Source organism: uncultured Clostridium sp., from assembly GCF_900547735.1.
Taxonomy (GTDB): Bacteria; Bacillota; Clostridia; order Lachnospirales; family Lachnospiraceae; genus Otoolea.
In genome coordinates this window covers 1-24,922 of sequence record NZ_URHZ01000035.1, presented here as the reverse complement: position 1 = coordinate 24,922, position 24,922 = coordinate 1, and the positions used below count along the sequence as shown (strand labels likewise).

Sequence of the window (24,922 nt, the reverse complement as noted above, 5' to 3'; positions counted from 1 at the left end):
ATCAAACATTTCTTTTATTCAACTCCATTTCCTGCATCTGAATCTCCGACTTTTCCGTCACGTAATCCAGGATCTCTCGCGCATACCGGTCACTGCCGTTATAGACATCATAAAGCTGCCATTTGGGAAGTTTCATGCCATGTATCAGAGCCTCGGCGCAGTTCAGACGCACATACCAGTTAGCCGCTCCCAGCCCCTCTTTTAAACAGGCCACCGTATCCGTTCCGGGATACATTGTTAAAGCAGACGCCGCCATGGCCGCGTATTCCCAGTCGATATACTCCTGATAGAGAAGAAATTTCTGAAGCTCCTCTCTGGCCCTTTTATCCGGATATCTTCTCAAATACCGGATTGCCTCCAGACGAAGTTCCTTATCTTCCGTTTCCTTTTTCATCACTTCCAGAAACTCTCCGCAAAAATTCCCGGAAAAGAATCTGATAAACTGCATCACCGGCAGAACCAGCATAACATCAAATTCCTCGCGCCTTGACCACAAATGCCTCGCAAGTTCCTCCCGATTGCCGTTGAAACTTAACAGACCGTCGGCCAGAAGCTTCTGGTTATGATAAATCTTATTTGCCTCCATCCTCTCCCAGGCGGTCAGCACCGCCTCCTCATTTCCAATGGAGTACAGCGCTTTCAGTGCATTCTCCCTGACATAGACATCTTCTTTTATTACCATCTTGTCTAAGAAATCCATAATGCCGTCATAAGAAGAATGCCCCTTATCAATTTCAAATTTTTTAATCAGACTCGAAAAATAGGCCTGTTCAATCTTGTCTCTTTTTTCATACCAGCCGGCAAGTTCTATAAAGACGGTGCGCAGACCCTGCAGGTAACGAACCACATTTTCCGGAGATACAGAATCATGTTCTTTTGTCATGACCTCCTCCATTGAATGTTCAAAGGCACGCATTTTCTCCAGTTTTTTCATGGAACGCACAAGAAAGCCGAGATGTTTCTCCTCCACCCTGCCTCCCATTGCCAGATTCTCAATCTGTGTTTCGATCTGCCCCACCATCTCCAGACTGCGTCGTTCGATTTTTTTACCTTTGTATCGATCAATAAAAATATACATGATATTAAATACCAGTACCGCAACGCAGTTTACCATGTAAAAATATAAGATATATTCGGGCTTAAATGAAAGTATATGCATAGCCTTCTGTCATTCTTCCTTTCCCGCAGAATCACGGCCGGTTGTCCATGCCTCCTGGACCATGTAATAGGATCGCTTCAGCCTCTCATGAAATGTTGGTGAATCTTCCCATCCCTTAAGGCTCTTCCGGTCCAGCCTGATTCTGTTTTCTTTATTATCACCGCTGCCGACGCCTGCATAAATCTCTTTGATTCCCAGATTTTCAATTCCGTTGCATTCAAAATAATCATCATGAATCTGCATTTCGGACGGATTGGAAAAATTAAGCAGCTGCCATGGAATCCGAAGTTCTATCTCATTGCCTTCAACAATAAAATCCGATACGGAATTATAGTCTTGTGCCTTTGGGTTTCCATTTCCGTAAGTCAGTTTACCCGTTTCCATCTTCAGATTTTCCCGTCGGCCCGTCAGCATATCTTCAATATCTCCCATCTGAAGAGCCATAAAGATTTGCTCAAATACCGGAGAATCCTTGTCGGGTGGATCAAAGTAGGGATTTGCCATCCGGTAATCTTCACTGTATACGACCTTGAAAGCATTATATCTTTCCTGTACCAGTACCCTGCTGTTCTCTTTTCCATCCAGAATAATCAGAAAATCCACCGGCCGGTCAAATTTCAGTTTTTCTTCTTCCATATAATAGCTTCCGCTTTGGGGAGTAATATCAAGAGGCAGATAAATCTTCTCCTCTCCAAAATTCAAACCATCCTTATGAATCCGGAAATAAATATATTTCTCATCATATTTCATATAAAGTTTGAAATTCTCCTGCTTCTGCACCAAATCGTTTTCCATCCATTCGTCCACGCTGCCGTCCGTATAACATACACTTTTTTCCTTACCCGGATCAAAGGCCAGAAGGCCGAAAAACTGTTCATTGGTCTGAGCATCACTCCAATAGGCGGTTTTCATCAAGTCCACATTCGCCATGGTATTCCAGGTACGTTTAAACCACTCATCCTGCCAGGCAAAAATCACGCTGCCTGCACATCCGGCTTCCTTTATATCCTGATAGCTTGCCACCAGGGCCTCTCCCTGCTCCTGTTCGGTCATAAATCCCTGAGATCTGCCTCCGTGGTAATCAACCTGCGCCATTCCCCGCGAGGAAGGAACACCGAATTCCGATATAACAACCGGCATCTGATGATGGTTATTTATCATGGAAAGATAGATTTTGTAGGTATTATATGTCCCGTCCTCCATCCGGTATTTTCCCGCCGGTTTCAAATCATATTTCCAGCTTTCATAATAATTCAGATATTCCGGATAGTAGGGATAAATGTGGTATGAAGCAAACTGGCCGGATAAAAAATCATCCGTTGAGCGGATATGTTCCACATCTACCTTGGCACACTTCTGAAAAATCTTGTTTACCTCCTCCGGATAATCCATCGGATCGGTCGACGGCCAGTTTGAAAATGCCAAAAGCCGCTGCTGCTTATATTTGTCCGTCTCATAGCGAATGAGATTGTCCCCCGCTTCCGCGAGCATGGCCTCGAATGGGGTTGCATCCTCCGAGGTATACAGATAGGTTCCCTGATACTGATTTCTTTCACTCTGCATGTGGTCCGTATAGGCAACCGTTACGTCCTCCCACTCCACTCCCAGTATATAGCCCAGCACCCATGGAGATATATCTTTTGTATAGATACCCGTGGCGCTTGTGGTGCCGTATCCAAGATTGACCTTTTTTCTGCCATGGATAATATCCACCAGAGTTCTGGAATCCTCTTTAAGCTGATTAAAAAAAGAACGGTCGTAAGCATCCAGCCGGGAATTCTGTACATAGTCGTCTACCCAGACGCCATGTATAATATACAGTGGGTTTGGATTACCGGTATTGTATTCATAGACCGCATTATAAAAATCGTCGGACAGGATTGTGTAAACCCTGACCGTGTTGGCCCCCATATCCTGAATCATGCGGAACCATCTCAGATAAGTTTCTTTATCCACTGCATATTCGGTGGCAAAGGCGCCGGGATATCCCGCTCCCATGTCAACGCCTTTAATTTCAAATGGCTGAAGCCCATGCCCCGTATCCACCAGAATCTCTTTTCCCTCCGTCGTTGTAAAGGCGGCCGCATTCTGTCCTGAGTGTAAATCGATATAGAATCCCCACTGATAATATGCGGTATGCAGTAAAAAAAACAGCAAAATCACAGAACACGCTGCCATCAAAAATTTTTTCACTCGTCAGGACCTCCATTTTAATGATTAAATTTCTTATTTCTTGACTCGTGGCTGTAGGAGCGAAGAGCTTCAATATGTTTATCCATCCACCCCATTCTGCTGATCAGTCTGCCCTGGTATTGTTCCACTGCCGCTTCGTAGGAACCAATTTTACGGAATTCTTCATCCATCAAATCTTCATCCGCATCGAAACTGTATCCCCAGACTTCAAAATTCCTGTCGATTGCAGGTCCGAGATAATTTTGTACATCCTGTATATACGCCTTTACCGCATCGTCGCTTAAAATCCCCTTCCGCAGCTCACGGTAACGGGAAATAATCAATTCCACAAACTCCTCATCCCGGCAAAGCATAAAAAACCAGGGACGCCCCTGCATGTAAAATCCGGCCATCGGCTGCTGCTCTTCCATAAAGTTATCACAGCAGTTATTAAAATCCCAGACACACATTTTAATTTTTCCCGCCACATCTTTATAAAAATATGTGGAATAAATTCCTGCGTCCGTATTTTGTGTAATCTCGTTGATTATAAAATAATCTACAAAGTTCTGCACATCAATGAAGTTCTGATAACCGAACCGTTTGGAATCATAATCAAAGGAATACAATGTTTTTTCAAATTCAGAAAAATCTCTGCTGATTTCTTCTGTCAATTCAGGTGTTAACTTTTTACTGCCCGGATACTTAATTTCCATCCGGCTTGAAGAACGCCTTGCATACCAGCTGAAATTGTCCAGATACTCCACATCATTGATACTGGCCCTGTCCGCACAGAGCACATAGCTTGACACCGGCGCTCTTCCATCGTATTTTGTCGCATTGATGCGTCCCGGCGCCACACTGATCTGTTCGGTCATCACATAAACTCCCTGATATGTCCCATTTAAAAACAGCTCGCAGTATCTCACATCCGGCGCCCATTCCATTATCTGGCCCGAAAGGTTATACCACATGTAATTGCGCATCAGGGTTTTATCCAGAAATGGACCGTGCAGAACCCAGGTGCTGTTCTTCTCCATTCCCAAAACCGGTTCTTCCTGTTCAATTCCGTCTTTATCTGTAAATTTAAAAAGATACCCCACCTTATCAAATCGTCTGGAGGAATTTCCCCTGACGCGGATTTGGACTTTGGAATCGATTGCCGCTTCTGTTTTCAGTGTGTTCAGTTCTTCCTTCTGATCCATAATCTGCATGGACGCGGATATGTAAGTATTTTCAATCTCGCTTACCCTCTGGTTAAGTTCCGGCTTTCCGGGAATCGTCTGACCGTTGGTCTCAATATTCACAACAGGCAGATGGGATGAAAAGCTGTCGGCATCGATCGAAAGACTGGTATCTTCCACGCCCTGGCTTATCTCAAGATGCTGCTGAACTCTCAGTTTTTTCGGATGAGTGTATCCCGAAATCAAAAACACGGCCGCCAACAGGGCTGCGCCAACTGTGACATACAATATTTTTCTGCTCATTTTCTATTATCCTGTCACTTTACCCGCTGATTTCGTCATTTTGAGTTACAATATTCACATACTCAATGGATTCCAATTCATATAACATTTCCACCACGCTCTTTTCTTTCTTGTTGGAAATCAGGTACGCTTTTTTTGGCATTTCGAATATAATCTCAATTGAATCCCTGCTGGTGTTTTTAACCCGGAGCATGGCCTTTGCCTCAAAATAGTCGAATACAATGGCCTCGATTCTCCTCTCCATATTTCTGGCTCCCCTTATAATCAGAAGAATCCGGTTATCATTTTTCACACGGCCCAGTATCAGAAGTAATATAAACACAACGGCGCTTCCCACTCCGGCCACAAGATAATCTCCGACGCCGCAGCAAATACCAACAATAATGGTCCAGAATATGTAGGTTGTATCACGGGAATCTTTGATGGCGGTACGGAATCTTACGATAGATAAAGCACCCACCATACCAAGAGACAATGCAATATTATTTCCGATTACGGTCATAACGGTTGCTGTAAGAACGGTCAGCATAATTAATGATACATTAAATTTCTTGGAGTATACACCTCCGGCATGGCTGAAATAATAGGATAAATAAATCACCATTCCCAGCACGACGGCCACTAAAATATGAAGGATTATTTCCTCCGTTGAGAGCGTCCCCGCTCCTTCGAACATAGAATAAAAATATTTTTTCACTGCGCTAACCTCCCGGCAGACCGGCTGATATGCCTTTTGTCTGCGTTTTTTATAAAAATCATATCAAAACAGATAATGGAGCCCTGCGCTCCGCGATAAGCAGTACTTACTTACCGAAACAGGGCTTTTTCCTTCCAGACTGACCATCTCTTTTATATAACTGAGTAAAAATCCATTATATTTTACTTCCATCACAACGAGATACGGATCAAAAACCGGATTTTGATTCAAATCAGGTGCAAAAACCCTGAAATCACTCTCCGTTGCTTTAATTGCAAAATCAAAGGTGATTCTGGTCTGATTTTCCTTTGCAATATAAGCTTTCCTTTGATATTCCACGATGGACTTGGGACGGTAGCACATCATGTTCATAATTCCATAACATTCCTTTGCAAAAGGATCTTCATATTTCAGAAGACTGGAATAATACCCCCTGCAAAGTTCTTCCGCATCCCGCCGCTCCATTTTAAGAGACCGTTTTTTCTGATTATCTCCCTGCTTTTGCTTCATCTCAAGCATGGCGAAATCCGAGTTGGGATCATAGGTTCTTAAACGTATTTTTCTTCGTATTTCCAGGCCATCCTCTTTCTCGTAAAAATCTCGTTCCTGCAATGTGTCAAAATAAAGGCTTCTGACCGCATATCCGCTGATTCCATTATGGGGATCGGGATGTAAAACCTGTAGAAACTGATGGTCCAGACAGCGAAACTGATCATAAGACAGTAAATACTTCTTTTCCTGACGCAATACTTCTCTCAATACCCTGACCTCGCTTATCATTATAATATTCACAAAAAAATCTGTTTATCCTGAATCTTCCGCCTCCATAAGCTCCAACAGCGGCCTTACATAATGCCATGAAAATCCCAGCTCCGGATAGTTGAAAGTCTCCCTGATTATTGCCCAGCTTTCCTCCGCGGCATCAATCCCATCATTATAATACGTGTTGTCATCTGTAAGTTCATGGTATCCCGGTCTTTGCATCTCCGTAATATTAATGACCGCTTTCTGATGTCTGCGCGCAAGTTCCACTTCCGTGGCAATCTGGCCTGTTTCATCTCTCTTAAGATAATTCATTACCGCGATTCCATCGCAGCCATTCATCACTAATTGTTCCAACTCCTCTTCAAAACCGGAGCTGTCATAAAAATTGGGAATGCAGACAATCACCGCCAACTGGTTTTCACTGGCCTTTTTATATGCTGCTTCACAGTTTTTGACGAACTGCTTTATGCAAAGTTCCGGCTCTTCTTTCCATTCTTTCAGAAGATAGGGCTCCACATCCCATACGATACCATAAAAGCCTCCCTTTTTCGGTGCTTTCCGGTTCCATTCCTTTACCTTTTTGACCTCTTCCAGCATTGAAACTGCTCCCGCTTCGCTCCCCCATCCGGGAGAACCGGCGAGATAATAAACATCCTGCCCCAATACGGCACGGCGGTTCAGATAGGAAAGAACCGTCTCTTCATCCGCATCGTTTTCTATTTGTTGATAAACGGCCTCACACCCCAGACGTTTCATAAGACCCGAAAGCTGAGGTTCATACTCCTCCAGCATATATTCCGCTTCCCAGGAAAAAATACTGGTATGGCAGATCCGCTCTCCAATATCAGGTTTTTCCCGCCGTGTGGCGGCAATCGCGAATACTGCTGCTGCCAGAGTCAGGACCGAACCGGCAATCCGCCAATTTTTTAATTTACTCATCTTATCCCCCGACTGTTTTTCGGCATAATGTCTCCATATTTTTATGGTCACATACCGTTTAATTATACCACTTCTGGTTTTATAAACAACTGCCGCCCCCAACATTTTACTGGAATTGAATAGAAAAAAACTGATATACGGCAAATTTGTATATCAGTTTCTTCCATCTGTTTTCAATTCTTCCATTTTCTAATTAAATTTGTCAATCTCCCCAGAAATAAAGCGCCTTCACATACCCTTTTGCATCTCTGACCAGAACATTCCCCGAGTACTCCTGAGGCCCATACGGACCCTGTTCATCAAAATCCATCACCCTGTAATTCCCGGCCGACTCTTTCAGTTCTTCCCGCTTCATATTAAAATATCCGTAATACTCTTCACAGGCTCCCTTCAAAACATAGACGTCTCCCTGATACACTTTCTTAAACCTTGTATCGGCGCTATCCGCCCATAGACTGTAAAGTCCCGTTGCTGAATTATAGGAGCTCATGACATAATCGCCTTCCGCCTCATCTCCAAATACAAATTCTCCGTATTCCTGTTCCTTTGCTTTCTTCAGCGTTTTCTGCTCTCCCGTAAGCTCATCGGTGGAGACCGCAAGTTCCTCCCCATCCAAAAGCTCCCGGTACTGCTCCTGTGTCAGTGTAATAGGAACTGAAATTGTACCTTCCGCCCTATAATAAATGCCTTTATCTTCCGCATGCTCCCTGTCCGAGGCCAGCGTTACCAGGATCTCACCACTCTCCGGCAGCAGTGACAGATAGGGTGCCGGAGAAAGCGCATCGTACTCCCTCTTCTGCTCTTCCGCCTTATTTGCATCATATTCATTCTCGGCTTCCTGTAAAAAGGAAATATTTCTTTTTATCAGGTTTCCCAGCAGCCTGTCATCAAACTGATCCGGCTCCGTTGTGCCCTGATACCAGGGTTTTGCCCCAAAGTATGCATTCAGCTCTTCATTCTGGAACTTTCTCCCGTAGACCGCATAATACTGGTTTCTGATGATTCTCATCCGTTCCTTGTCAAGCCCAATCAAATCGGTGCCGTTTAACGGTCTGTAAAAGGCCTCCGGCAGTTCCAGGTTTTCCTTGCATGTATAATATACCCCTGCTGCCTCGCCGTTTCCGTTCAGGGAGACGGTTCCGTCCCGGTTCACACTCAGTTCCATAGCGGCCGCGGTATTACCGGCCGCTCCGTACATCTCATTTGTGAGGCTGTAGGATGAGGTCTTGCTGCTGTAAGGCAGACGGTACACGCCCAGTCCCAGGGCGGCATTCGAACGCTCCCAATCCTGAGGCTCCGTGCTCCTCTTATTGACCGTGACACTTAATGTATTTCTCTCCCCCGGTCCGCCCGGAAGGATCTCCATGGTGTACCGAAAGTCCCCTGCCTTAAAATAAGAACTGCATAGCGCCGAAGCACCTGCCGAGAATTCGTTATCTGCTAAATCCTGCGTAGTTCCCCCGGGTTCGGACTCCGTTCCCTGGCCGGAGACGCCGCCGTTCTTATCCGGCTCCGCTCCGTTTTCTCCCGCTGTACGTTCCATACGCTCCTGGTTTTCACTCCCGCTTTCACTTACCGGTGTTTCGCTTTTGCCACACGCAGAACAGGCACTAAGCAGTAATGCAGAAATCGTTAATATAATAAATTTGTTCATTTTTTTCATATTGCTTTCCCCTCTATTCCTTTTCTCCCCTGAAAAACTCCGCTATCTTCCGGAACAGCGTTTTCTGTTCCCGGCCCTTTGACTTCAGATATTCGCGCTCGGCTTCCCTCATGGCCTTGTCGGGATTGTAATGCGGCGCAGGCGTCGGAGAAGCTTCTCTTCCATGTGCCGATTCAAAATTAACCAGGTTCACATTTGCGTTGTTTTTTGCCTTTTGTTCCCATCTTCCATCCATATCCGCATCTCCTTTTGTCCCGGTGCTCTCTATTTACTTATTTTACCATAGGTAAACTGTCCATTCCATCCGATCGGCCTGTCGAAATCATTGCTTTTTTCTTACGATTGAACGGCCCGAACTTCTCCCGTACCCTGTCATTTTCATATGACGGCCGTCATACATGGTGGAATAATTCAGGGACGGATCGGGTATGTTGTTAAGAGATTGTTACAGGATAGATGCAACATTGACAGTAACGGATACGCTCACTATAATGGTAGGGAATCAACGTTCGGCAGGATTTTTCCTTTTTCAGGTTTCTTTCCTGCTGAATAGAAAACGCAGGAAAACTGCGGCTGATTGACACAAGGAGAGAATAAGACTATGCCGGATTTAATTTATGAAGTAAAAGACCACTTGGCCCGCATTACGATGAACCGCCCGGAGCACCTCAACTGCTTCAGTGAAGAAATGATACAGCTCTGGACAGCGGCGTTGGAGGATATAAGAGACAGAGATGATGTCTACGCCGTCCTGCTTTCAGGCAATGGAAAGGCATTCTGTGCCGGAGGCGATGTGAAGGCCATGGCAGCCGGTGATGGTTTTTTTGAAAGCCACGACGATATCACATCCACCGCTCTTGCCAGGAAGAACTCCCTGTGGACGGGGATTCAGAGGATACCGCTCATTCTGGAAGAGATCGACAAGCCCGTAATTGCCAAAATCCACGGAGCCGCTGTGGGCGCAGGACTGGATATGGCCCTGATGTGTGACGTTCGAATCGCCTCGGAAAGTGCAACTCTGTCGGAGAGTTATTTTAACGCCGGTATCGTACCGGGAGACGGCGGCGCCTATTTCCTGCCGCGTCTGGTTGGACGCGACAAAGCGCTTGATATGTTCTGGACCGCCAGGGTATTAAAAGGAGAAGAGGCGGAACGGATTGGACTGGTAACGCGCACGGTTCCCCCTGAGGAACTTGATGAATACGTAGAAAATTACATGCAGAAACTTCTGGAAGCACCCCAGCAGGCCATGCGCCTGACGAAAAGAGCTATCTACCAGAGTGAGCAGAGTACGCTCCGCTCCTCGCTGGATATGGTTTCCTCCTTTATGGGTATTGTAACCGAGCTGGACGATTACCGCACACGCACTGCTGCGCTGGTGGAACGCCTGAATAAAAAGTCGGATAAAAAGCGATAAAACAACGAAAAGCACGCTTCGCGAACTTTTCATTGCCACTCAAGAAAAGCCGTGAGAACTGTTGGCATAATGCCTCTTGTTTTCACGGCCTTTTCTTACAATAAAGAATCCCGCTCGCGGGATTCTCGCGCCGAGCGCGGCCGCATAGCGGCATATTACATCTTCGCGCGAGTGCGCATCCTGCCCGGAGGGCTTTTTATATCATAGGAGGGCTTTCCTATGATATAAAAAATATATTATGACAACCAGTTGTCATGTTTTATCTGCTATACTGTAACTGACAAAAAGATAGACAACATCATAACGGAGGATAAAAAATGAATGTAAATTTAAGTGAATTACAAAAAACACTGGCCGAAACCGAAGTAATCTCACTCGCTACCAGCGCAGACGATCTGGTCACCGTCCGTCAGGTCAGTCCCCTGTCCATCGGCCTGCTGCTCTATGTGAGGACCTCTCTTTCTTCCAGAAAAGCAATGCAGATGCTGGAAAACCCGAATGTTGCCGTTTGTGTGGGTAATTTTTATTTTACCGGCCGTTCGGAACTGCTCGGAAAAGTGACGCTTCCGGAAAATGAGGAAATTAAAAAAGCATACAGGGAGCGGTATCCCGAATCATTCTCTGAGGATGATGAATTCATCCAGGACGACGAAGTTTTCTTTCTCATCCGGATACGGAAAATCTCACAGTGGGTCTATGAAAATAATATTCCTGTCGGACTGGCAGAGCTTAAACTGGAGGAATAAATTATGCACTTTGAACGTTTGACAGCCGTTGACAATGAAATGTACTTAAGAGCCATGGATCTCTACAAAATCAGCTTTCCTTATCATGAGCAGAGAACCGCCTCCTCCCAGACGGAAATTATGGAAAACAGGGAGTATCAGTTCAACCTGATTTATGATGAAGAGGATTTTATAGGAATTCTTTTATGCTGGGAAACGGAATGTTTTATTTACATCGAACATTTCTGTATTGACCCTGATAAACGCAACAGGCAGTGTGGCCAAAGAGCCCTCGCACTTCTGGGACAGCGGGGAAAGACTGTAATTCTGGAAATCGACCCTCCCGTTGATGATATTTCCATCCATCGGAAAGGGTTTTATGAAAGAGCCGGATTCAGGGTAAACAGCTTCGATCACGTTCACCCACCGTACCATGAGTCCCACCAGGGACACCGTCTGGTTGTGATGTCCTGCCCGGAGCCGCTTAAAGAAACAGAATACGGCTCATTTAACCTCTATTTAAAAAACACGGTAATGGGATGCTGAACTTATCTTACTTACCAAAGCCCGATCGAATCAGCTCTTATGCTTATCTGTCCGCCGTCTGTCTGCCGGACAGATAAGCATCGTCATCTATGATTACCCCATTATTTCCAATTCTGGTAAGCCGTTTTCCCGACAGATAATCTTTGCCGAATCTTACAGCAATATCCTCCGGAATAATCGCAAAGGGGTGGGCCATCAGCTTTTCACCGCCCAGAACTTTATCAATACTGTAGTAACCGCCGTCCAATTCGAAATTGGTCTGAATCACATCTGCCAGTCCCCGGTTCCACAAGGCCGCGCCGATTGCCCGTATCGGTGACACCCTGTCTTCTGAAACCGTACAGCATTCCGTATGCTCTTTGTCGTGACTCATGATATCATACTCGGGAATAATCAGGTCAAATGCAACTTCTTTTTTACCGTACATCCAGAACCCACGCATTTCCCTAAAGGCAGGCGCATGAAAGAGAATCTGCATATAGTCGTTTTGTACATGTTCCGTAAAGCCGAGCCGGAATCCCTGTGCCAGTTTTTTCCGGTTCCATGCAACAATTTCATCATAACCGGCATCCTCGTGAAACCAGTATCCGCTTTTAAACGGAAATCCCGATTCAATCACTGCCGAATAAATCTGTTCTACATAATCATCCGTCACTTTGTCTGTTCTTCTTTGCACCGTCATTGAGAAATACGCCGGCATATGCTTCCTCCTTTTATCTTGATTATTATACCCTGATCGATTAATACGCTTCAAAGATATTGTACTCCCATTTCATGCCGTTTGCAAAACCTCATGCCGGACAATCGCAATCATACCGAAGCATTATTCACAGCGCAATGCGGTGTGAACAGTAACAATCATTTTCCACGGCAACCTCTCAAATCAGCAGACAGTACCGTTTTATCCACGTAAAAAGGGATATTGGCAGAATCCAATACCCCTTTTTCAGGAATACCTTCTATAAATAAAGGCTCCCTGCTGCCGCATCTGTTTTCTCCATTTTTATCTGCTCAGCTCTTCCGCCCAGTTTTCTTCCTGTTTCACATTTTGTGTCAGCAGGCTGACGATAATCACTGCCAGAATCGGCACCACTACGCTGACTGCTTCATGGATTCCGGTGGACGACTTAAACAGGTAATACCAGACACAGGTTGCCGGAATTCCCGTCAAGACCCCGGCCAGAATTCCCTGACTGGTACACTTTTTCCAGTAAAGTCCAAGGTACAGGGACGGTCCGACCGATGTCATCAGACCGGTCCATGCGAAAATAATCATATTAAAGACGCCGCCTGACCCAAACAGGGAAATCAGCAGGCCGATGATACCTATCACAATTGTAAGGATTTTACAGATGATACCGTATGTTTTCTGCGAAACCTCCTTCTTAATCAGAATTCCCTTCTCCAGGAAATTTCGGCTCAGCTCGCTGGTGGACTGCAAAAGCAGGGATTCCGTCGTGGACATAACGGCGGCAAAAATCCCCGCCATCAGGATTCCGCCCATGATATTGGGTATGTAATCGACAATAATCCTCGGGATACAGGTCTCCGGATCCGTAATCGAGGGATAAATCAGCCGGCAGCTCATGCCGATCAGGACAGGACCCAACTGGCGGATAATATTGAAGATACAGGAAAGTACACAGCTCTTCCTAATCTGTCTGTCATTTTTAATCGTCAGGTACTTTTGGATTGCCTGTGGCTGAGCCAGGAATCCGGCTGCGCTGCCCAGCCAGTAGTTTGCAATATAAAAGGCCGCATTGCCGGTGCTCCTCCCGTTATTCCACTGGATCAGGGATGGCTCGGCTGTGGAAAGTGAGGCGAATAAACCTCCCATTCCGCCTACCTTGGAAAGAGCCACCGCCACAAGAACGCCAAAGCTCAGAATCATGACAAGCCCCTGGATGGCGTTCGTCCACATGGCCGCATTGACGCCGCCCAGAAAGATATACACGATTGTGAGCGCCGCGATTCCAATCGCTACCGTGGTCGGATTCAGCCCCATTGTATTAGCCGCCTTAGACGCTGCGGTAAACTGGCCTGCAAGATAAAATGTGATAAATAGGCCAATCATTAATCCTCCGAAAATCTTAATCAGGTTGTGAGGATCCCCATGCAGCTTTGACATCGCTTCAATCGGAGTTAAGACCTCCGTCTTTTCACTCATTGCCCTCAGCTTATGGGCAAGGAAAAACCAGCAGATAAATTCAAGGATTGTCCCCCAGATGCACTGCCAGGTTGCCACTAACCCGAGGGTATACCCCATACCCACCAGACCGATAAAAGCAAACCCGCTGGCCAGTGTTGTTCCCATTGCAAGCGCCGTCACTACGGAACCGAAGTTCCGTTCACCTACAATAAATCCGGCCGAAGATTTACTCCGCCCTTTTCTGCCCGTATAAATGCTGACCCCAAAGGTCGCCGCCAGATACACAATAAGCCCAATATAAATACCAGTCATCATTCCACCCCCTTATTTTTCTCCTGCATCCTCTTTCCTGTGTCTGAAATACCAGACGAGCGACATGGCAAGTCCTATAAATGGAAGTATAAAAATGTTGATAATTTCCCCAATTCCTATGTACTCGAACATCATGCATCCCCCTTAATCCATATGCAAAATAACCTCGGTTTCTCCTCCGTTCACTGTGATCCCCTGGGCAAACAAAAGATGAATGTCGTTGCCTCCTTCCGCCGTAATCTCTCCGCCTTCTCCTGACCTCACCCATGAATCGTGGCCCGGCAGGATCCTGCTGCCCGCTTCCTTTATTTTCTTCAGGCTGTTCTGTGACTGCTCCTGATTCATGGATATCTGCACCGTTCCGGTCGAAAGTTCCCCTCTGTTCTTGGCCGCATCTCCGGCCAAAACCCACTTCTCTCCATTTTCCTGATGAAGGACATAGGAGCAGCAGCCCGGCGTATGGCCCGGCGTCAGAATGGCGGATAGTCCGGGCAAAATCTCCTGTCCGTCCTCCTCAATCAGAATTTTTTCCGCTTTCTCAAGAACCGGAATTGCCGAGCGCTCCACAAGCAGGTCGCCGCATTCCGGATCCCGTGCAAACTCCCACTCGGCTTTAGAAAGGACGAATACGGCATTCGGCAGCAGATCCACATTACAGGCATGATCAAAATGCAGATGCGTTAAAAGGACATAATCGATATCCCCGCATTTCACTCCCTTTTCCTCCAGAAGACGGCTGAAATCTTTTCTGAATCCCACATACCCCGTATCCAGCAGAATATTGTGCCTGCCGTCCTGAATCAGGGCCCATGTTCCCCATCCATGATAACAGTTGGGAAGTTTACCCGAAAAACCTCCAAATAAAATCTCTACATTAAATTTCATATTCCCTCCTTTTGTAAAATAATGAAATGGTACCTCAAATTTCTTTTACACTAATCAAGTATATTCAGTTAACTAATTAATACAGTTTCAGTATAATCTATCGCCTTTTATTGTCAAGATATAACAGTTACTTCCGCCTTATGTACTGTTATTTTTGTTACGCGTAACAAAATTCACTGAACATTACTTCTGTTCTTCTAAATATAAGCAAAAATTGGTTTCTTGACATATTATTTAATTCCGATATAATTGAGCTAACTAAATCAAGTAAAATTCAGTCATGCAAGTTAAATTTTATCGCAAGAAAGGAGTTAACTAATTGAACCAAATATATGATGTTACAATAATAGGAGCAGGCGTTATCGGCTGCGCTGTGGCCCGTGAGCTTTCACGATACAAGCTGAAAACTGCGGTTGTGGAAAAAGCGCCCGACGTGTGCTGTGAAACCAGCTCCCACAACTCGGCAGTGCTCCACTCCGGATATAATAATAAACCGGGTTCCCTGATGGCAAAATTTTGTGTGGAGGGTAACGCCTGTTTTGATCAGATTGCCGGAGAACTTGATATTCCGTATAAAAGAACCGGAAAGCTGATCGTCGGTTTTTCCAGAGAGGACCGGGAAAAGCTTTGGGAAATGAAGGAAACCGGAGAGAAAAACGGGATCCGGGGACTGGAAATTGTAGAGAAAGATTTTATCCGCGCGAAGGCGCCCTGTATCGACGGTGAGTTTGCCATGTGGTCTCCCACCACCGCCATTTTAAGCCCGTTTGAATTTACCTTTGGGCTGGCTGAAAATGCTGCGGATAACGGGGTGGAATTCTTCTTTAACCGCGAAGTCACTGATATTACCCGCGAAACGGAACATTCAGAACAGGGAAACTTTCATTACCGTGTCTGTACGAAAAACGGTTTCTTGATGACCCGCTGGGTCATCAACTGCGCCGGTTTATACTCCGATAAAATATCGGCCATGCTGGGAATCGATGAATATACTATTTATCCCTGCAGGGGAGAATATTTTATTTTAGACAAAAAGCTGGGGGATAAACTTCCCCTGCCCGCCTATCCGGTGCCCGACTACAGTACCGGAGGACTGGGAATTCATCTGACGCCAACGGTGGACGGCAACATCATGATCGGTCCCAGCACCGAGTACATCGATGAACGCGACAATTACGCCGCTACCAAAGACATCATGGATATGCTGATAAAAGACGGGGGACGTATTTTCCCATACATAAAAAGAGACAGTTTTATCCGTAACTTTGCCGGGATAAGGCCCAAACTTACGCCCAAGGGCGTCGGCGGTTATCACGACTTTGTCATAGAGCGCCGCGATGAACTCGCTCCCCGCACCGTCAATCTCGTTGGTATCGAATCGCCAGGACTTACAAGCTCCGTTCCGATATCGCGTGAGGTGGTGCGGCTGATTAAGGAAGTCGAGACGCTAAGTCCGAATCAGAATTTCAATCCGGTCCGAAAGCGTTTCGTCTCTTTCCGTGGCCGTACGCCGGAGGAACAGGAACAGTTGATCCGCCGTAACCCGGATTACGGCGAAATTATCTGCCGCTGTGAAACAATCACAAAAGCAGAAGTTTTAGATGCGATCCGGCGTCCACTGGGCGCCAATACCGTAACCGGCGTAAAGTACCGCTGCCGGGCCATGATGGGCCGCTGCCAGGGAGGCTACTGCCAGACCAGAATTACGGAACTTCTGATGCAGGAGAAACAGATACCACTTAGAGAACTTACATACAGCCGGAATGGCTCATCCATATTTACGGGGGCGGTGAGAGACGAATGAATAAAATCCATAAAGATGTGATTATCATTGGCGGCGGCCCAGGAGGCCTGGCTGCCGCAATTAAATTAAGAGAAAACGGCGTCCAAGATATCCTGATTGTGGAGCGGGAACATCATCTGGGCGGAATTCTCCGCCAGTGTATCCACGACGGATTTGGGCTGACACGCTTTAAAACAAGTCTGTCCGGACCGGAATATGCTCAGTATTTTATTGACCGTGTAAAGGAACTGGGCATCGAATTTGTCACAGACACCACGGTAATCGGCCTTACTCCCAATAGGAGGGTTATCGCCGCTTCCTCCGGCGGACTGTCGTGTTACCAGGCGGACGCCGTCATCCTGACCATGGGATGCCGGGAGCGCACCCGCGGCGCGCTGTCTATCCCCGGTGAACGGCCGTCCGGTGTCTTTACGGCCGGAGTGGCACAGACGTATATTAATTTAAAAAATAAAATGATCGGAAAACGCGTTGTCATCCTGGGCTCCGGCGATATCGGAATGATTATGGCCAGAAGACTGACCCTGGAAGGCGCCTCGGTAGAAGCCGTATTTGAGATACAGCCCTATCCCAGCGGCCTCCCCCGCAACATTGAACAGTGCTTAAACGATTATCAGATTCCCCTCTATCTAAGCCACACCGTGACGGAAATCAAGGGCCATAACCGCCTGGAATCCGTCGTCGTCAGCAAGGTGGATGAAGAGATGAATCCAATACCGGGTACGGAAAAGGAATACCCCTGCGATACCCTTATCCTCTCCGTCGGCCTGATACCGGAGAATGAACTGACCTCCATGGCGGATGTGGAGCTGGATCCCAGAACCAAGGGCGCTGTGGTGGACGAATTTTACCACACCAGCACGCCCGGCATATTTGCCGCCGGCAATGTTCTCCATGTACACGATCTGGTGGACTTTGTTTCCCTGGAAGCGGAACGCCTGGCCGATTCCGTAACGCGCTATCTGTCCGGCAGTCTTCCCGCCCCGTCCATTACTTTGGAAACAGACGGCTCCATCGGATACACCGTGCCTCAGAAGATCACTGGGACATGCGATACGCTGCTCTCCTTCCGTCCCCGCAAGCCGGTCAAAAACTGCTGCGTCCGTTTAGAACAGGATGGAAAAATCATTTCCTCCACGCATTTTGACAGGATGATACCCGCGGAAATGGAACAGATTGCCCTCCCTAAGAGCGCTCTTCTCTCAAATCATACAATAAAGGTGGTGATGAGCAATGACTAAAACATTTACCTGTATCCTCTGCCCGGGCGGCTGTCAAATTGAGGCGGCGTATGACGGTATCGAAGTCCTCTCTTTAAAAGGAAATAAATGCCCCAGGGGAGCCGCTTACGTCGAGCAGGAACTGACCCATCCGGTACGCACCATTTCCACCTCGGTTCTGGTCAGGGGAGGGGAACTCCCACTATGCAGCGTGCGCCTGACAAACCCGGTACCCAGAGAGAAAATTTTCGACGTCATGGGGGAAATCAGGAAACTCAGCCTTGATGCCCCGGTGCAGATCGGGCAGATCCTGATTCACGATGTGCTTGGACTGGGCAGTGATGTTATTGCGACACGGCCAATTGAGAGAGTGAATTTAATTGAGGAATGAGAACGCGGCGGAACGGACGGGAGTGAGTCTCCGCTGTCTTTCAGAGGCGGCCCTGCATCTAAACTGCCGTATCTTGACAGAGGGAGGATTTTTCTCTATTATGGTAACTAGGCCTTAATACAGAAAGGAAGGAATATAATGGACTTACCTGAAATCCCTTCGGTCAAGAATAAAAAGACATATCTGCAGATTGTAGATACCATCCTGGATCTGATCGCCCGGGGTAAATTGGAATATGGGAAAAAACTATATAATGAACAGGAACTGGTGGAACTCATGGGGGTAAGCCGGCCGACGCTCAGAGAGGCGCTGCGGGTTTTGGAATTTCTCGGGATTGTGACGGTTGCGCCGCGAAGCGGCATCTATATCTCCCGCCCCTCCGGTACTTCCAGCTATCTCCCCCTTTTATACAGCCTGGTCTTTGACGGCATAAGCGAACGCGATCTCTTCGAGCTTCGCCAGTCCCTGCAGATTGAGATGGTGGAACATGCTGCCCAGAGACGAACGCCGGAGGATTTGGCCGCTCTGCACTCCCTTCTTTCACAGACGGAGGAGAATCTCTTTACCGACTCGGAAACATTTGCCCAACTGGACTATGATTTCCATATGCAGATTATTCACTGTTCCGGTAATTTTGTCGCTTCCAAACTGATGAACACCTTCGGGATTCTGATGAAAAAGCAGCTCTCCCGCATTATCAGGGAGATGCCGGTTGATCAGAGAAAGAACACGCTCCGTTACCACACGGAAATTACGGAGCAGATTGAGAACCAGAACAGTTTCCGCGCAAGAGAACTGATGTATGAGCATTTGAGCCGTTCCCGTTCCCAGAGCCTCGGCAACCAGGCAGTTCAGTTCGGTTTCACTGCCGATTTATCATAACATACAGTGGATCTTGAATCTGTTAACAAAAAGATACCGGAACCCCAGCCTCCGACATGCAGCGGAGCAAAGTACATTCTGCAAATTTTCACTTTGCCGGTCAATCATAAACAGCCGCAAAACAAGCTCGGTAATTTCTCACCAGCGCCTGTTTTGCGACTGTTTTTAATTACTTGGATATATTAAACCATTCGTCTATTTCTCTATAAAAGCAATTGCCAGATAAAACAGAGAAGCCCCCTCTATTGTCCGGGGATCAAGGCCTGTTTTCTGGCGGAGTTTGTTTAATTTATACTGGATTGTATTTTTATGAAGAAAGAGCTTTTCTCCCGTCCGGCCAATCGAACCATTGCAATCTGCATAGACTTTCAGAAGATGCCTGTATTCTTCCCTTTCCTCCTGTGAGCAGTTATTAAATATTCTGTCTACAAATGCCTGTCTCGCCTCCTTTGAAATTTCCGGAAGAAACAGTTCCAGCATCAGCTCACGGCAGGCTACCGGCGTCCTCCCTCCGGCCCGCAGACTCACATACAGCGCCTTCTCCGCCCTCTTAAAGGCAGGATATATCTGACTGCCTGTGAGCGGCGTATCATCATAACCGGCTCCGAGTTTTACGCGGCATTCCTCTTCCGCCCTTTTCTTCATTTCATAGGCAAATTCACGCAGACGGGAACCCGCGCTCTCCGGCAGGAGACAGATACAGCGTGTTCCAATGCATGTGAAAACCGCGTCGGGAAAACGCCCCGTACCGGCCTCCAGACATTTTTCTATCCGTTCCATCACTCTCTGCCGTGTCACGCTGTCTATATTTTTCAGGTCACCCGGAGAAAATATAAGTAAATTTCTTCTTTTTTCTATATCAATTCCAAGTATCCTGCCCTGCCGGACAAACAGCGGATCATTTAAGCTGTCCTTATTCATAATCCATTCATTGATAAATCGGTTCATGGCGCCGGAAGAAAAACTTTTTTGCCCGCTACTTCCGGTATCCATCAGAAGAATTTCCGCCATCTGTTTTATAATTTTACCGTATTTTTCGATGTCCTGATACCAGCCGGTAATTCCTACGACGCCAACTATCTTCCCATCTATCTCTATCGGAACATTGACCCCGGGCATACTTCCAGCATACTCATCTTCTCCTGTAATGATCAGTTCTTTCAGATGCCTTTTTATAATCTCACGGCTTCCCCCATGAAAGGTACCAATTCTTTTCCGATCCGTACTCGCAATGATTACACTGTTTTCATCCATCAGATTAATATTTTCACTTATAATCTCACTGAGTTCAGTGACAATCCGCCGGGCTGCCGTTTTTCCAATCCTCAAGTCTTTCCTCCTGGTTCTAGATCCGGATAGTCAGGTTTTACTATGCTGGAAACACCCTCTGTGATTACTATGATAGTGCCGGGATGCCCCAGTATCCGGTCTGCCATATCGACTGCCTCTTCCAGGCTCCCGGCCGGAATCATATGCATTTCCTTCACAAGACGCCTGTCCGCTTTACTGATTAGGATAACCATTCGTTTCTCCAATATGCGGGCAAAGATTTGACTCTGCCACTGATCCTCTTCCGTCCGGGAAGCAGGTACTTTTTCGATCTTTCTCAAAATTTCGCCTGCATTTCTATTTTCCCGGAAAGTTTGGTAGAATCCGGCACCGCCTGCTCCATCCTCACAGGCCGCCGCCATAATAATCACACCACCTTCCCTGCAGACGGGTTCTGCCGCCGCCATTCCCTTCACGGCCTGATATATATTTTGATCGAGGGGGTAGCCATTATTTGTTGTAACTACGATTTCTGCCGGTTGTACCTTCACCTTACAGAATGTTTCTAAAAATTTCACTCCCGCCTGATGCGCCGCCTCCGGCTCACCGGCAAATGCCGCCAATATCTTCTTTTCGGAATCCAGCACCACGTTAACAATAAAACGGAGTCCCGCCGCCCCGGCTGCAAAAGCCATATCTCTGTGAATCGGATTCTGCTCCAAATTTCCGCACCTGGCATTCGGATCTGAGATAAAGGCTGAACAGTGATTCGCATATACGGTCTCTCTCGAAGCGATTCCCGGTAAAACGCTCTTTCTGCCTCCCGAAAACCCGGCAAAAAAGTGAGGCTCGATGAAACCCTCACTGAGCAAAAGATCTGCCTCTGCCACAATCCTGTTGATCATCAGCCTCCCGCCTCCGGGAAGTGTCCCCAAATCAACCATGTTTTTCCTGTCGTCACAATCGTGAAAGATAATTTTTTCTTTCTTAACAAACTCCTCCCCAAACTTCTCGATTAATTCCTCTTTTGTCATTTTTCTGTGACAGCCCAATGCAATCAAAAATGTTATCTCAGAATCGGGGCTGCCATTCCTCAGGCGCTCAAGTAAAACCGGCGCAATCACCCTGCTTGGCACCGGCCGTGTATGATCACTGGCCAGAATCACAATCCTTCTTTTTCCTCTCGCAAGCTCGGTGAGCGGACTGCTTCCAATCGGATGATCAACCGCCTCCTGAACCAGCTCTGTTTCTGTCATTCCCCTGTTCTCTTCATTATTCTGGTTTCTTACTACGGCAAGGATCCTTCCGTCTTCTATTTCCCCCTCTAATTTGCCGCGTCCATAGGGCAGGTTAATGTGCATGTATTATCCCCTCCTTACTTTGTTGATTAATCCGCTCTTTTTTAACACATTTATTTTAGTCTAGCACATGAAAACGGCAGTTTGTATGTTACACAAGACAAATCCGCGTCAAATGAAGTCGATTTTAGACTTTTCCTTCACTTTTTTTCACAAAAAAAGAAGCCCCGAAACCGGGGCTCTCAGTTACGATGCCATTAGTAAATTTGACTCTAAATCACGCGTCTTTACTAACCACCTTTTATTTTTACTTGCCTTTTATTCTACCTGAATTTTATTTTACTTTCCTTTAATTTCATATGTTTTTTATTCTATTCCCATTACAACCTACAACCTATTCGCCCTTTATCATAGAACCGCAGTATTCACATTCCGTTACGGCTCCCCTCGCCACCTTGTTCAAGCCTCCGCATCCTTTGCAGTTCACCGTCATATATTCTATCTTCTGCTGGACCGGCGCCTGGTTTATGACCGGCGGAACCGGCCGTGACTGTGCGGCGGCCTGACTCTTTCCGCCAATTACCAGACGGTTGGAATTTGCATCGATGTAAGCATTGGCAAATAAATTCTTTTTGATCATTTTCTCGATATTAGACTTGACAATATCCGGGGAAGTATTGAGCGCTGCCGCCAGATAATCGATGTTTCCCGTCTCATTACCCGACAAAGCCGTTACATATTTTTTAAAGTCCACGGTCAGCTTACGTCTTTTTCTGCTGAAGATAATCAGAACCAGCCCTATCACGTCACAGACAAGACAAAACTGTAAAAAACCACCGGCCCCCAGTTCGTGATCGTAAAGCGACATAATCGTACACAAACCGAAGAGCAGCAAGATAATAATTCCTGCCACCAACTGAACTTTTTCGATAATCTGGTTTATTACCAGGGCTGTTTTGGAACTGTTCACCTCATATACCTCCACGCTGTAATTATTCTGTTATACTGCAAAACTCCGATTTAATATTCACTTCAATCCTGCTGCTGAAATGGCCGCAGCCTGTGTTTAAAAAGGCACAGTTCATCGTTTCATTGCCTTTGAAACGGTATAAAATATGATTCCGGCCATGATTCCCACTATTGCCAGTACCGCTTCCACTGCAATAAACCCCTTTACCGCCTCCTTCAGCACCGTCATAAAGAGCAGGGAACTTATAAATGTTAAAAAAGAATATGTAATGATTACCGTACCGATACCCACTCTCGCTATAATCTGGGATGTCTTATCCGCTATTGCGTCAAGGAATATTAATCCGCCAAACAGAACCCCTTCCGACAAAACCATGAAGAACAGCGCCACAGCCGTTAAACCATGCCAGTCCCTTATAAACAATCCGCACAGGATCAGGGTCAGAATAATTGTTAACGCCGCCAATATACCATATGTTTTTCTATATTTCATATGCGTCTCCTTTAAAGCTTTTCTCCACATTCCAGACAGAATTTAGGACTGCCTTCAAATGCCGTGCCGCATTTTGGACATCTCTTTACCAAAGCTTCTCCGCACTCCGGGCAAAATTTCATCTCTGAGGTAATTGCGGCTCCGCAACCGGGGCATGCCTTTTTCGGTTCGTACCCGCAGGCGGAGCATTGAACGGCTCCCTCAGCCAAATCGTTGCCGCATTCCGGACAGTGATTTATCTTTCTGCCGCATTGCGGGCAAAATTTAACAGCTTTTGTAATTTTGCATCCGCAGGCCGAACATTTCGCCTCCGCCGGTTCTTCTTTCGGCTCCTGATCGGTATCAAAGCCGCACATACCGCAGAATCTTTGATTACCCGTCATGACCGCGTGACACTTGGGGCATTCTCTCGTTCCGCCATCGTCCGTCTTCAATCCCTGTGTCATCTCGGTAAAAGCTCCGCCTACGCCATGCCCCATTCCGAGGCCCATTCCCAGTCCCATGCCTGCCCCCATGAGCGGAGCGGCTGTCGAACCTGTGTTTTTCGCAGCTCCCTCCAGGGTATCAAAGGAACGTTCCTGCTGGTAATTATATCCGATGATATTCATCTCCGCTCTCTTTGCGAGAGCCGCCTTCAGCTGTTTAACGGCCGGATCCTCTTCGGGGACGCTTATATCATTGACATAAAACGTTGCCAGCTTGATTCCGTACTCCTCCAAAACCGGCTCCATCCGGGTTTTCATGAATTCAGACAGTTCATCCAGATACGCATTGATTTCCAGGATACTGATCTGCTTATGTATTAGATAGGTGGAAATGGAATCCTTTACCTTCGTTATGTACAGACCTCTGAAATATTTGATAATATCCATCTTTCCAAACGCCGGAAGGGTTCCCACCAGTTTTACCAGAAACTTTTTGGAATCCTCAATCTGGATTCCAAATGCACCATTCGACCGGACCGGTACAAAGATCCCGTACTTTGCATCCTGCACCTGGATCGGTGTCGGTGTTCCCCACTTTACATCAAGATTATATGCCTTATTGACAAACCATACCTCTGCGGTGAAGGGGGAACGGTTACCAAAGGGCAGATTGATAATTTTGTTCAGAAACGGAATATTGGCCGTATCTAAAGTGTGACGCCCACTTTCGAAAACATCCAGCGCCCGGCCGCCTTTAAATAGAATCGCTTCCTGGGATTCATTCACAATAAGCTGTGTCCAGGTTCCCAGCTCCTCGCTCGGATATTTCCATGCAAAGGTATCCGGGTTCCCATTATATTTTATCACATCAACAATAGCCATTCTTACTACCTCCTTGGCTGTTTTGGTTCATTTTTCACCATAAAAATAGTCGAATTCTGTAATAGAAAGCACATTATTGACGACTCATTTTATTGTATACATAAGAAAGGATACCACAGAATCAGAAATATTACAATTGGGATGACGGGATTTAGAATGATTTGAAAAAAAGAAAAGAGATTATATGAGACAAATATTCGCATTTTGTATAACAAAATTGCATTTATTATAACAAAGAAAAGCACGCTCCGCGAACTTTTCATTGCCAATCAACAAAAAAACCAGAATTCCTCTTATGTTAAGATAATTCTGGTAATAAAAAGAGCGCGAGACGGGATTCGAACCCGCGACCCTCGCCTTGGCAAGGCGATACTCC

At 46.4% G+C, this 24,922-nt stretch carries 24 protein-coding genes; 7 read left to right on the top strand and 17 right to left on the bottom strand.

Annotated features, from left to right (window positions below):
• Position 1: 1 nt before the first annotated feature.
• The 8 genes from QZT18_RS12495 to QZT18_RS12460 form a co-directional block, all read right to left on the bottom strand.
• Positions 2 to 1,159 (bottom strand): HEAT repeat domain-containing protein, encoded by a 1,158-nt coding sequence (locus QZT18_RS12495; RefSeq protein ID WP_294148337.1) that lies wholly within the window; start codon positions 1,157 to 1,159, stop codon positions 2 to 4.
• Between the two features lie 9 nt (positions 1,160 to 1,168).
• Complete coding sequence (locus QZT18_RS12490; RefSeq protein WP_294148336.1) at positions 1,169 to 3,352, bottom strand: hypothetical protein; 2,184 nt, start codon at positions 3,350 to 3,352, stop codon at positions 1,169 to 1,171.
• Between the two features lie 17 nt (positions 3,353 to 3,369).
• Positions 3,370 to 4,818 carry a CotH kinase family protein gene (locus QZT18_RS12485; protein WP_294148335.1) on the bottom strand — a complete coding sequence of 483 codons (1,449 nt, stop codon included), beginning with the start codon at positions 4,816 to 4,818 and terminating at the stop codon, positions 3,370 to 3,372.
• A 19-nt stretch (positions 4,819 to 4,837) separates the two neighbouring features.
• The gene (locus QZT18_RS12480) at positions 4,838 to 5,515 is read right to left on the bottom strand and encodes a DUF4956 domain-containing protein (protein WP_294148334.1); all 678 of its coding nucleotides are present in this window, start codon (positions 5,513 to 5,515) and stop codon (positions 4,838 to 4,840) included.
• Positions 5,516 to 5,578: 63 nt separating this feature from the next.
• Complete coding sequence (locus tag QZT18_RS12475) at positions 5,579 to 6,274, bottom strand: polyphosphate polymerase domain-containing protein (protein ID WP_294148333.1); 696 nt, start codon at positions 6,272 to 6,274, stop codon at positions 5,579 to 5,581.
• A gap of 45 nt (positions 6,275 to 6,319) precedes the next feature.
• The gene (locus QZT18_RS12470; RefSeq protein WP_294148332.1) at positions 6,320 to 7,219 is read right to left on the bottom strand and encodes a hypothetical protein; all 900 of its coding nucleotides are present in this window, start codon (positions 7,217 to 7,219) and stop codon (positions 6,320 to 6,322) included.
• 202 nt (positions 7,220 to 7,421) lie between these two features.
• Positions 7,422 to 8,762: a DUF4454 domain-containing protein gene (locus QZT18_RS12465; protein ID WP_294148331.1), complete on the bottom strand. Its 1,341-nt coding sequence runs from the start codon at positions 8,760 to 8,762 to the stop codon at positions 7,422 to 7,424.
• A gap of 133 nt (positions 8,763 to 8,895) precedes the next feature.
• Positions 8,896 to 9,117 carry a hypothetical protein gene (locus QZT18_RS12460; RefSeq protein WP_294148330.1) on the bottom strand — a complete coding sequence of 74 codons (222 nt, stop codon included), beginning with the start codon at positions 9,115 to 9,117 and terminating at the stop codon, positions 8,896 to 8,898.
• A 366-nt stretch (positions 9,118 to 9,483) separates the two neighbouring features.
• On the opposite strand from QZT18_RS12460, the gene QZT18_RS12455 reads away from it, so the two are divergent.
• The 3 genes from QZT18_RS12455 (at position 9,484) to QZT18_RS12445 (ending at position 11,570) form a co-directional block, all read left to right on the top strand.
• Complete coding sequence (locus tag QZT18_RS12455) at positions 9,484 to 10,299, top strand: enoyl-CoA hydratase/isomerase family protein (protein ID WP_294148329.1); 816 nt, start codon at positions 9,484 to 9,486, stop codon at positions 10,297 to 10,299.
• A gap of 317 nt (positions 10,300 to 10,616) precedes the next feature.
• Positions 10,617 to 11,045, top strand: a complete 429-nt coding sequence (locus QZT18_RS12450; protein WP_294148328.1) for a pyridoxamine 5'-phosphate oxidase family protein — start codon at positions 10,617 to 10,619, stop codon at positions 11,043 to 11,045.
• Positions 11,046 to 11,048: 3 nt separating this feature from the next.
• The gene (locus QZT18_RS12445) at positions 11,049 to 11,570 is read left to right on the top strand and encodes a GNAT family N-acetyltransferase (RefSeq protein WP_294148327.1); all 522 of its coding nucleotides are present in this window, start codon (positions 11,049 to 11,051) and stop codon (positions 11,568 to 11,570) included.
• 43 nt (positions 11,571 to 11,613) lie between these two features.
• Here QZT18_RS12445 and QZT18_RS12440 read toward each other — a convergent pair whose 3' ends face one another.
• The 4 genes from QZT18_RS12440 to QZT18_RS12425 form a co-directional block, all read right to left on the bottom strand.
• The gene (locus tag QZT18_RS12440) at positions 11,614 to 12,270 is read right to left on the bottom strand and encodes a hypothetical protein (protein WP_294148326.1); all 657 of its coding nucleotides are present in this window, start codon (positions 12,268 to 12,270) and stop codon (positions 11,614 to 11,616) included.
• A 303-nt stretch (positions 12,271 to 12,573) separates the two neighbouring features.
• Positions 12,574 to 14,034 carry a sodium/proline symporter gene (locus QZT18_RS12435; RefSeq protein WP_294148325.1) on the bottom strand — a complete coding sequence of 487 codons (1,461 nt, stop codon included), beginning with the start codon at positions 14,032 to 14,034 and terminating at the stop codon, positions 12,574 to 12,576.
• 9 nt (positions 14,035 to 14,043) lie between these two features.
• Positions 14,044 to 14,166 (bottom strand): hypothetical protein, encoded by a 123-nt coding sequence (locus QZT18_RS12430; protein WP_294148324.1) that lies wholly within the window; start codon positions 14,164 to 14,166, stop codon positions 14,044 to 14,046.
• Positions 14,167 to 14,175: 9 nt separating this feature from the next.
• Positions 14,176 to 14,916 carry an MBL fold metallo-hydrolase gene (locus QZT18_RS12425; RefSeq protein WP_294148323.1) on the bottom strand — a complete coding sequence of 247 codons (741 nt, stop codon included), beginning with the start codon at positions 14,914 to 14,916 and terminating at the stop codon, positions 14,176 to 14,178.
• Between the two features lie 319 nt (positions 14,917 to 15,235).
• Between QZT18_RS12425 and QZT18_RS12420 the strand changes: the two genes are divergently transcribed.
• From QZT18_RS12420 to QZT18_RS12405, 4 genes are all read left to right on the top strand, one after another.
• A complete protein-coding gene (locus QZT18_RS12420) occupies positions 15,236 to 16,720 on the top strand; it encodes an NAD(P)/FAD-dependent oxidoreductase (RefSeq protein ID WP_294148322.1) in 1,485 nt (494 codons plus the stop codon).
• Positions 16,717 to 17,958, top strand: coding sequence for an FAD-dependent oxidoreductase (locus QZT18_RS12415; protein WP_366925868.1), 1,242 nt, complete (start codon positions 16,717 to 16,719; stop codon positions 17,956 to 17,958). The genes QZT18_RS12420 and QZT18_RS12415 overlap by 4 nt, the downstream gene beginning before the upstream one ends.
• Positions 17,951 to 18,328, top strand: a complete 378-nt coding sequence (locus QZT18_RS12410; protein ID WP_294148321.1) for a DUF1667 domain-containing protein — start codon at positions 17,951 to 17,953, stop codon at positions 18,326 to 18,328. The genes QZT18_RS12415 and QZT18_RS12410 overlap by 8 nt, the downstream gene beginning before the upstream one ends.
• Positions 18,329 to 18,466: 138 nt before the next feature.
• Positions 18,467 to 19,210: a FadR/GntR family transcriptional regulator gene (locus QZT18_RS12405; RefSeq protein WP_294148320.1), complete on the top strand. Its 744-nt coding sequence runs from the start codon at positions 18,467 to 18,469 to the stop codon at positions 19,208 to 19,210.
• A 195-nt stretch (positions 19,211 to 19,405) separates the two neighbouring features.
• Here QZT18_RS12405 and QZT18_RS12400 read toward each other — a convergent pair whose 3' ends face one another.
• The 5 genes from QZT18_RS12400 to QZT18_RS12380 all read right to left on the bottom strand — a co-directional run bounded on the left by QZT18_RS12400 (position 19,406) and on the right by QZT18_RS12380 (position 24,546).
• Positions 19,406 to 20,539 carry a sugar diacid recognition domain-containing protein gene (locus tag QZT18_RS12400; RefSeq protein WP_294148319.1) on the bottom strand — a complete coding sequence of 378 codons (1,134 nt, stop codon included), beginning with the start codon at positions 20,537 to 20,539 and terminating at the stop codon, positions 19,406 to 19,408.
• Positions 20,536 to 21,840, bottom strand: a complete 1,305-nt coding sequence (gene larA / locus QZT18_RS12395) for a nickel-dependent lactate racemase (protein ID WP_294148318.1) — start codon at positions 21,838 to 21,840, stop codon at positions 20,536 to 20,538. Before larA ends, QZT18_RS12400 begins: the two co-directional genes overlap by 4 nt.
• A 331-nt stretch (positions 21,841 to 22,171) precedes the next feature.
• Positions 22,172 to 22,747 carry a hypothetical protein gene (locus QZT18_RS12390; protein ID WP_294148317.1) on the bottom strand — a complete coding sequence of 192 codons (576 nt, stop codon included), beginning with the start codon at positions 22,745 to 22,747 and terminating at the stop codon, positions 22,172 to 22,174.
• 111 nt (positions 22,748 to 22,858) lie between these two features.
• Positions 22,859 to 23,239 (bottom strand): hypothetical protein, encoded by a 381-nt coding sequence (locus QZT18_RS12385; RefSeq protein WP_294148316.1) that lies wholly within the window; start codon positions 23,237 to 23,239, stop codon positions 22,859 to 22,861.
• 11 nt (positions 23,240 to 23,250) lie between these two features.
• Positions 23,251 to 24,546, bottom strand: coding sequence for an SPFH domain-containing protein (locus QZT18_RS12380; protein WP_294148315.1), 1,296 nt, complete (start codon positions 24,544 to 24,546; stop codon positions 23,251 to 23,253).
• Positions 24,547 to 24,922 lie beyond the last annotated feature (376 nt).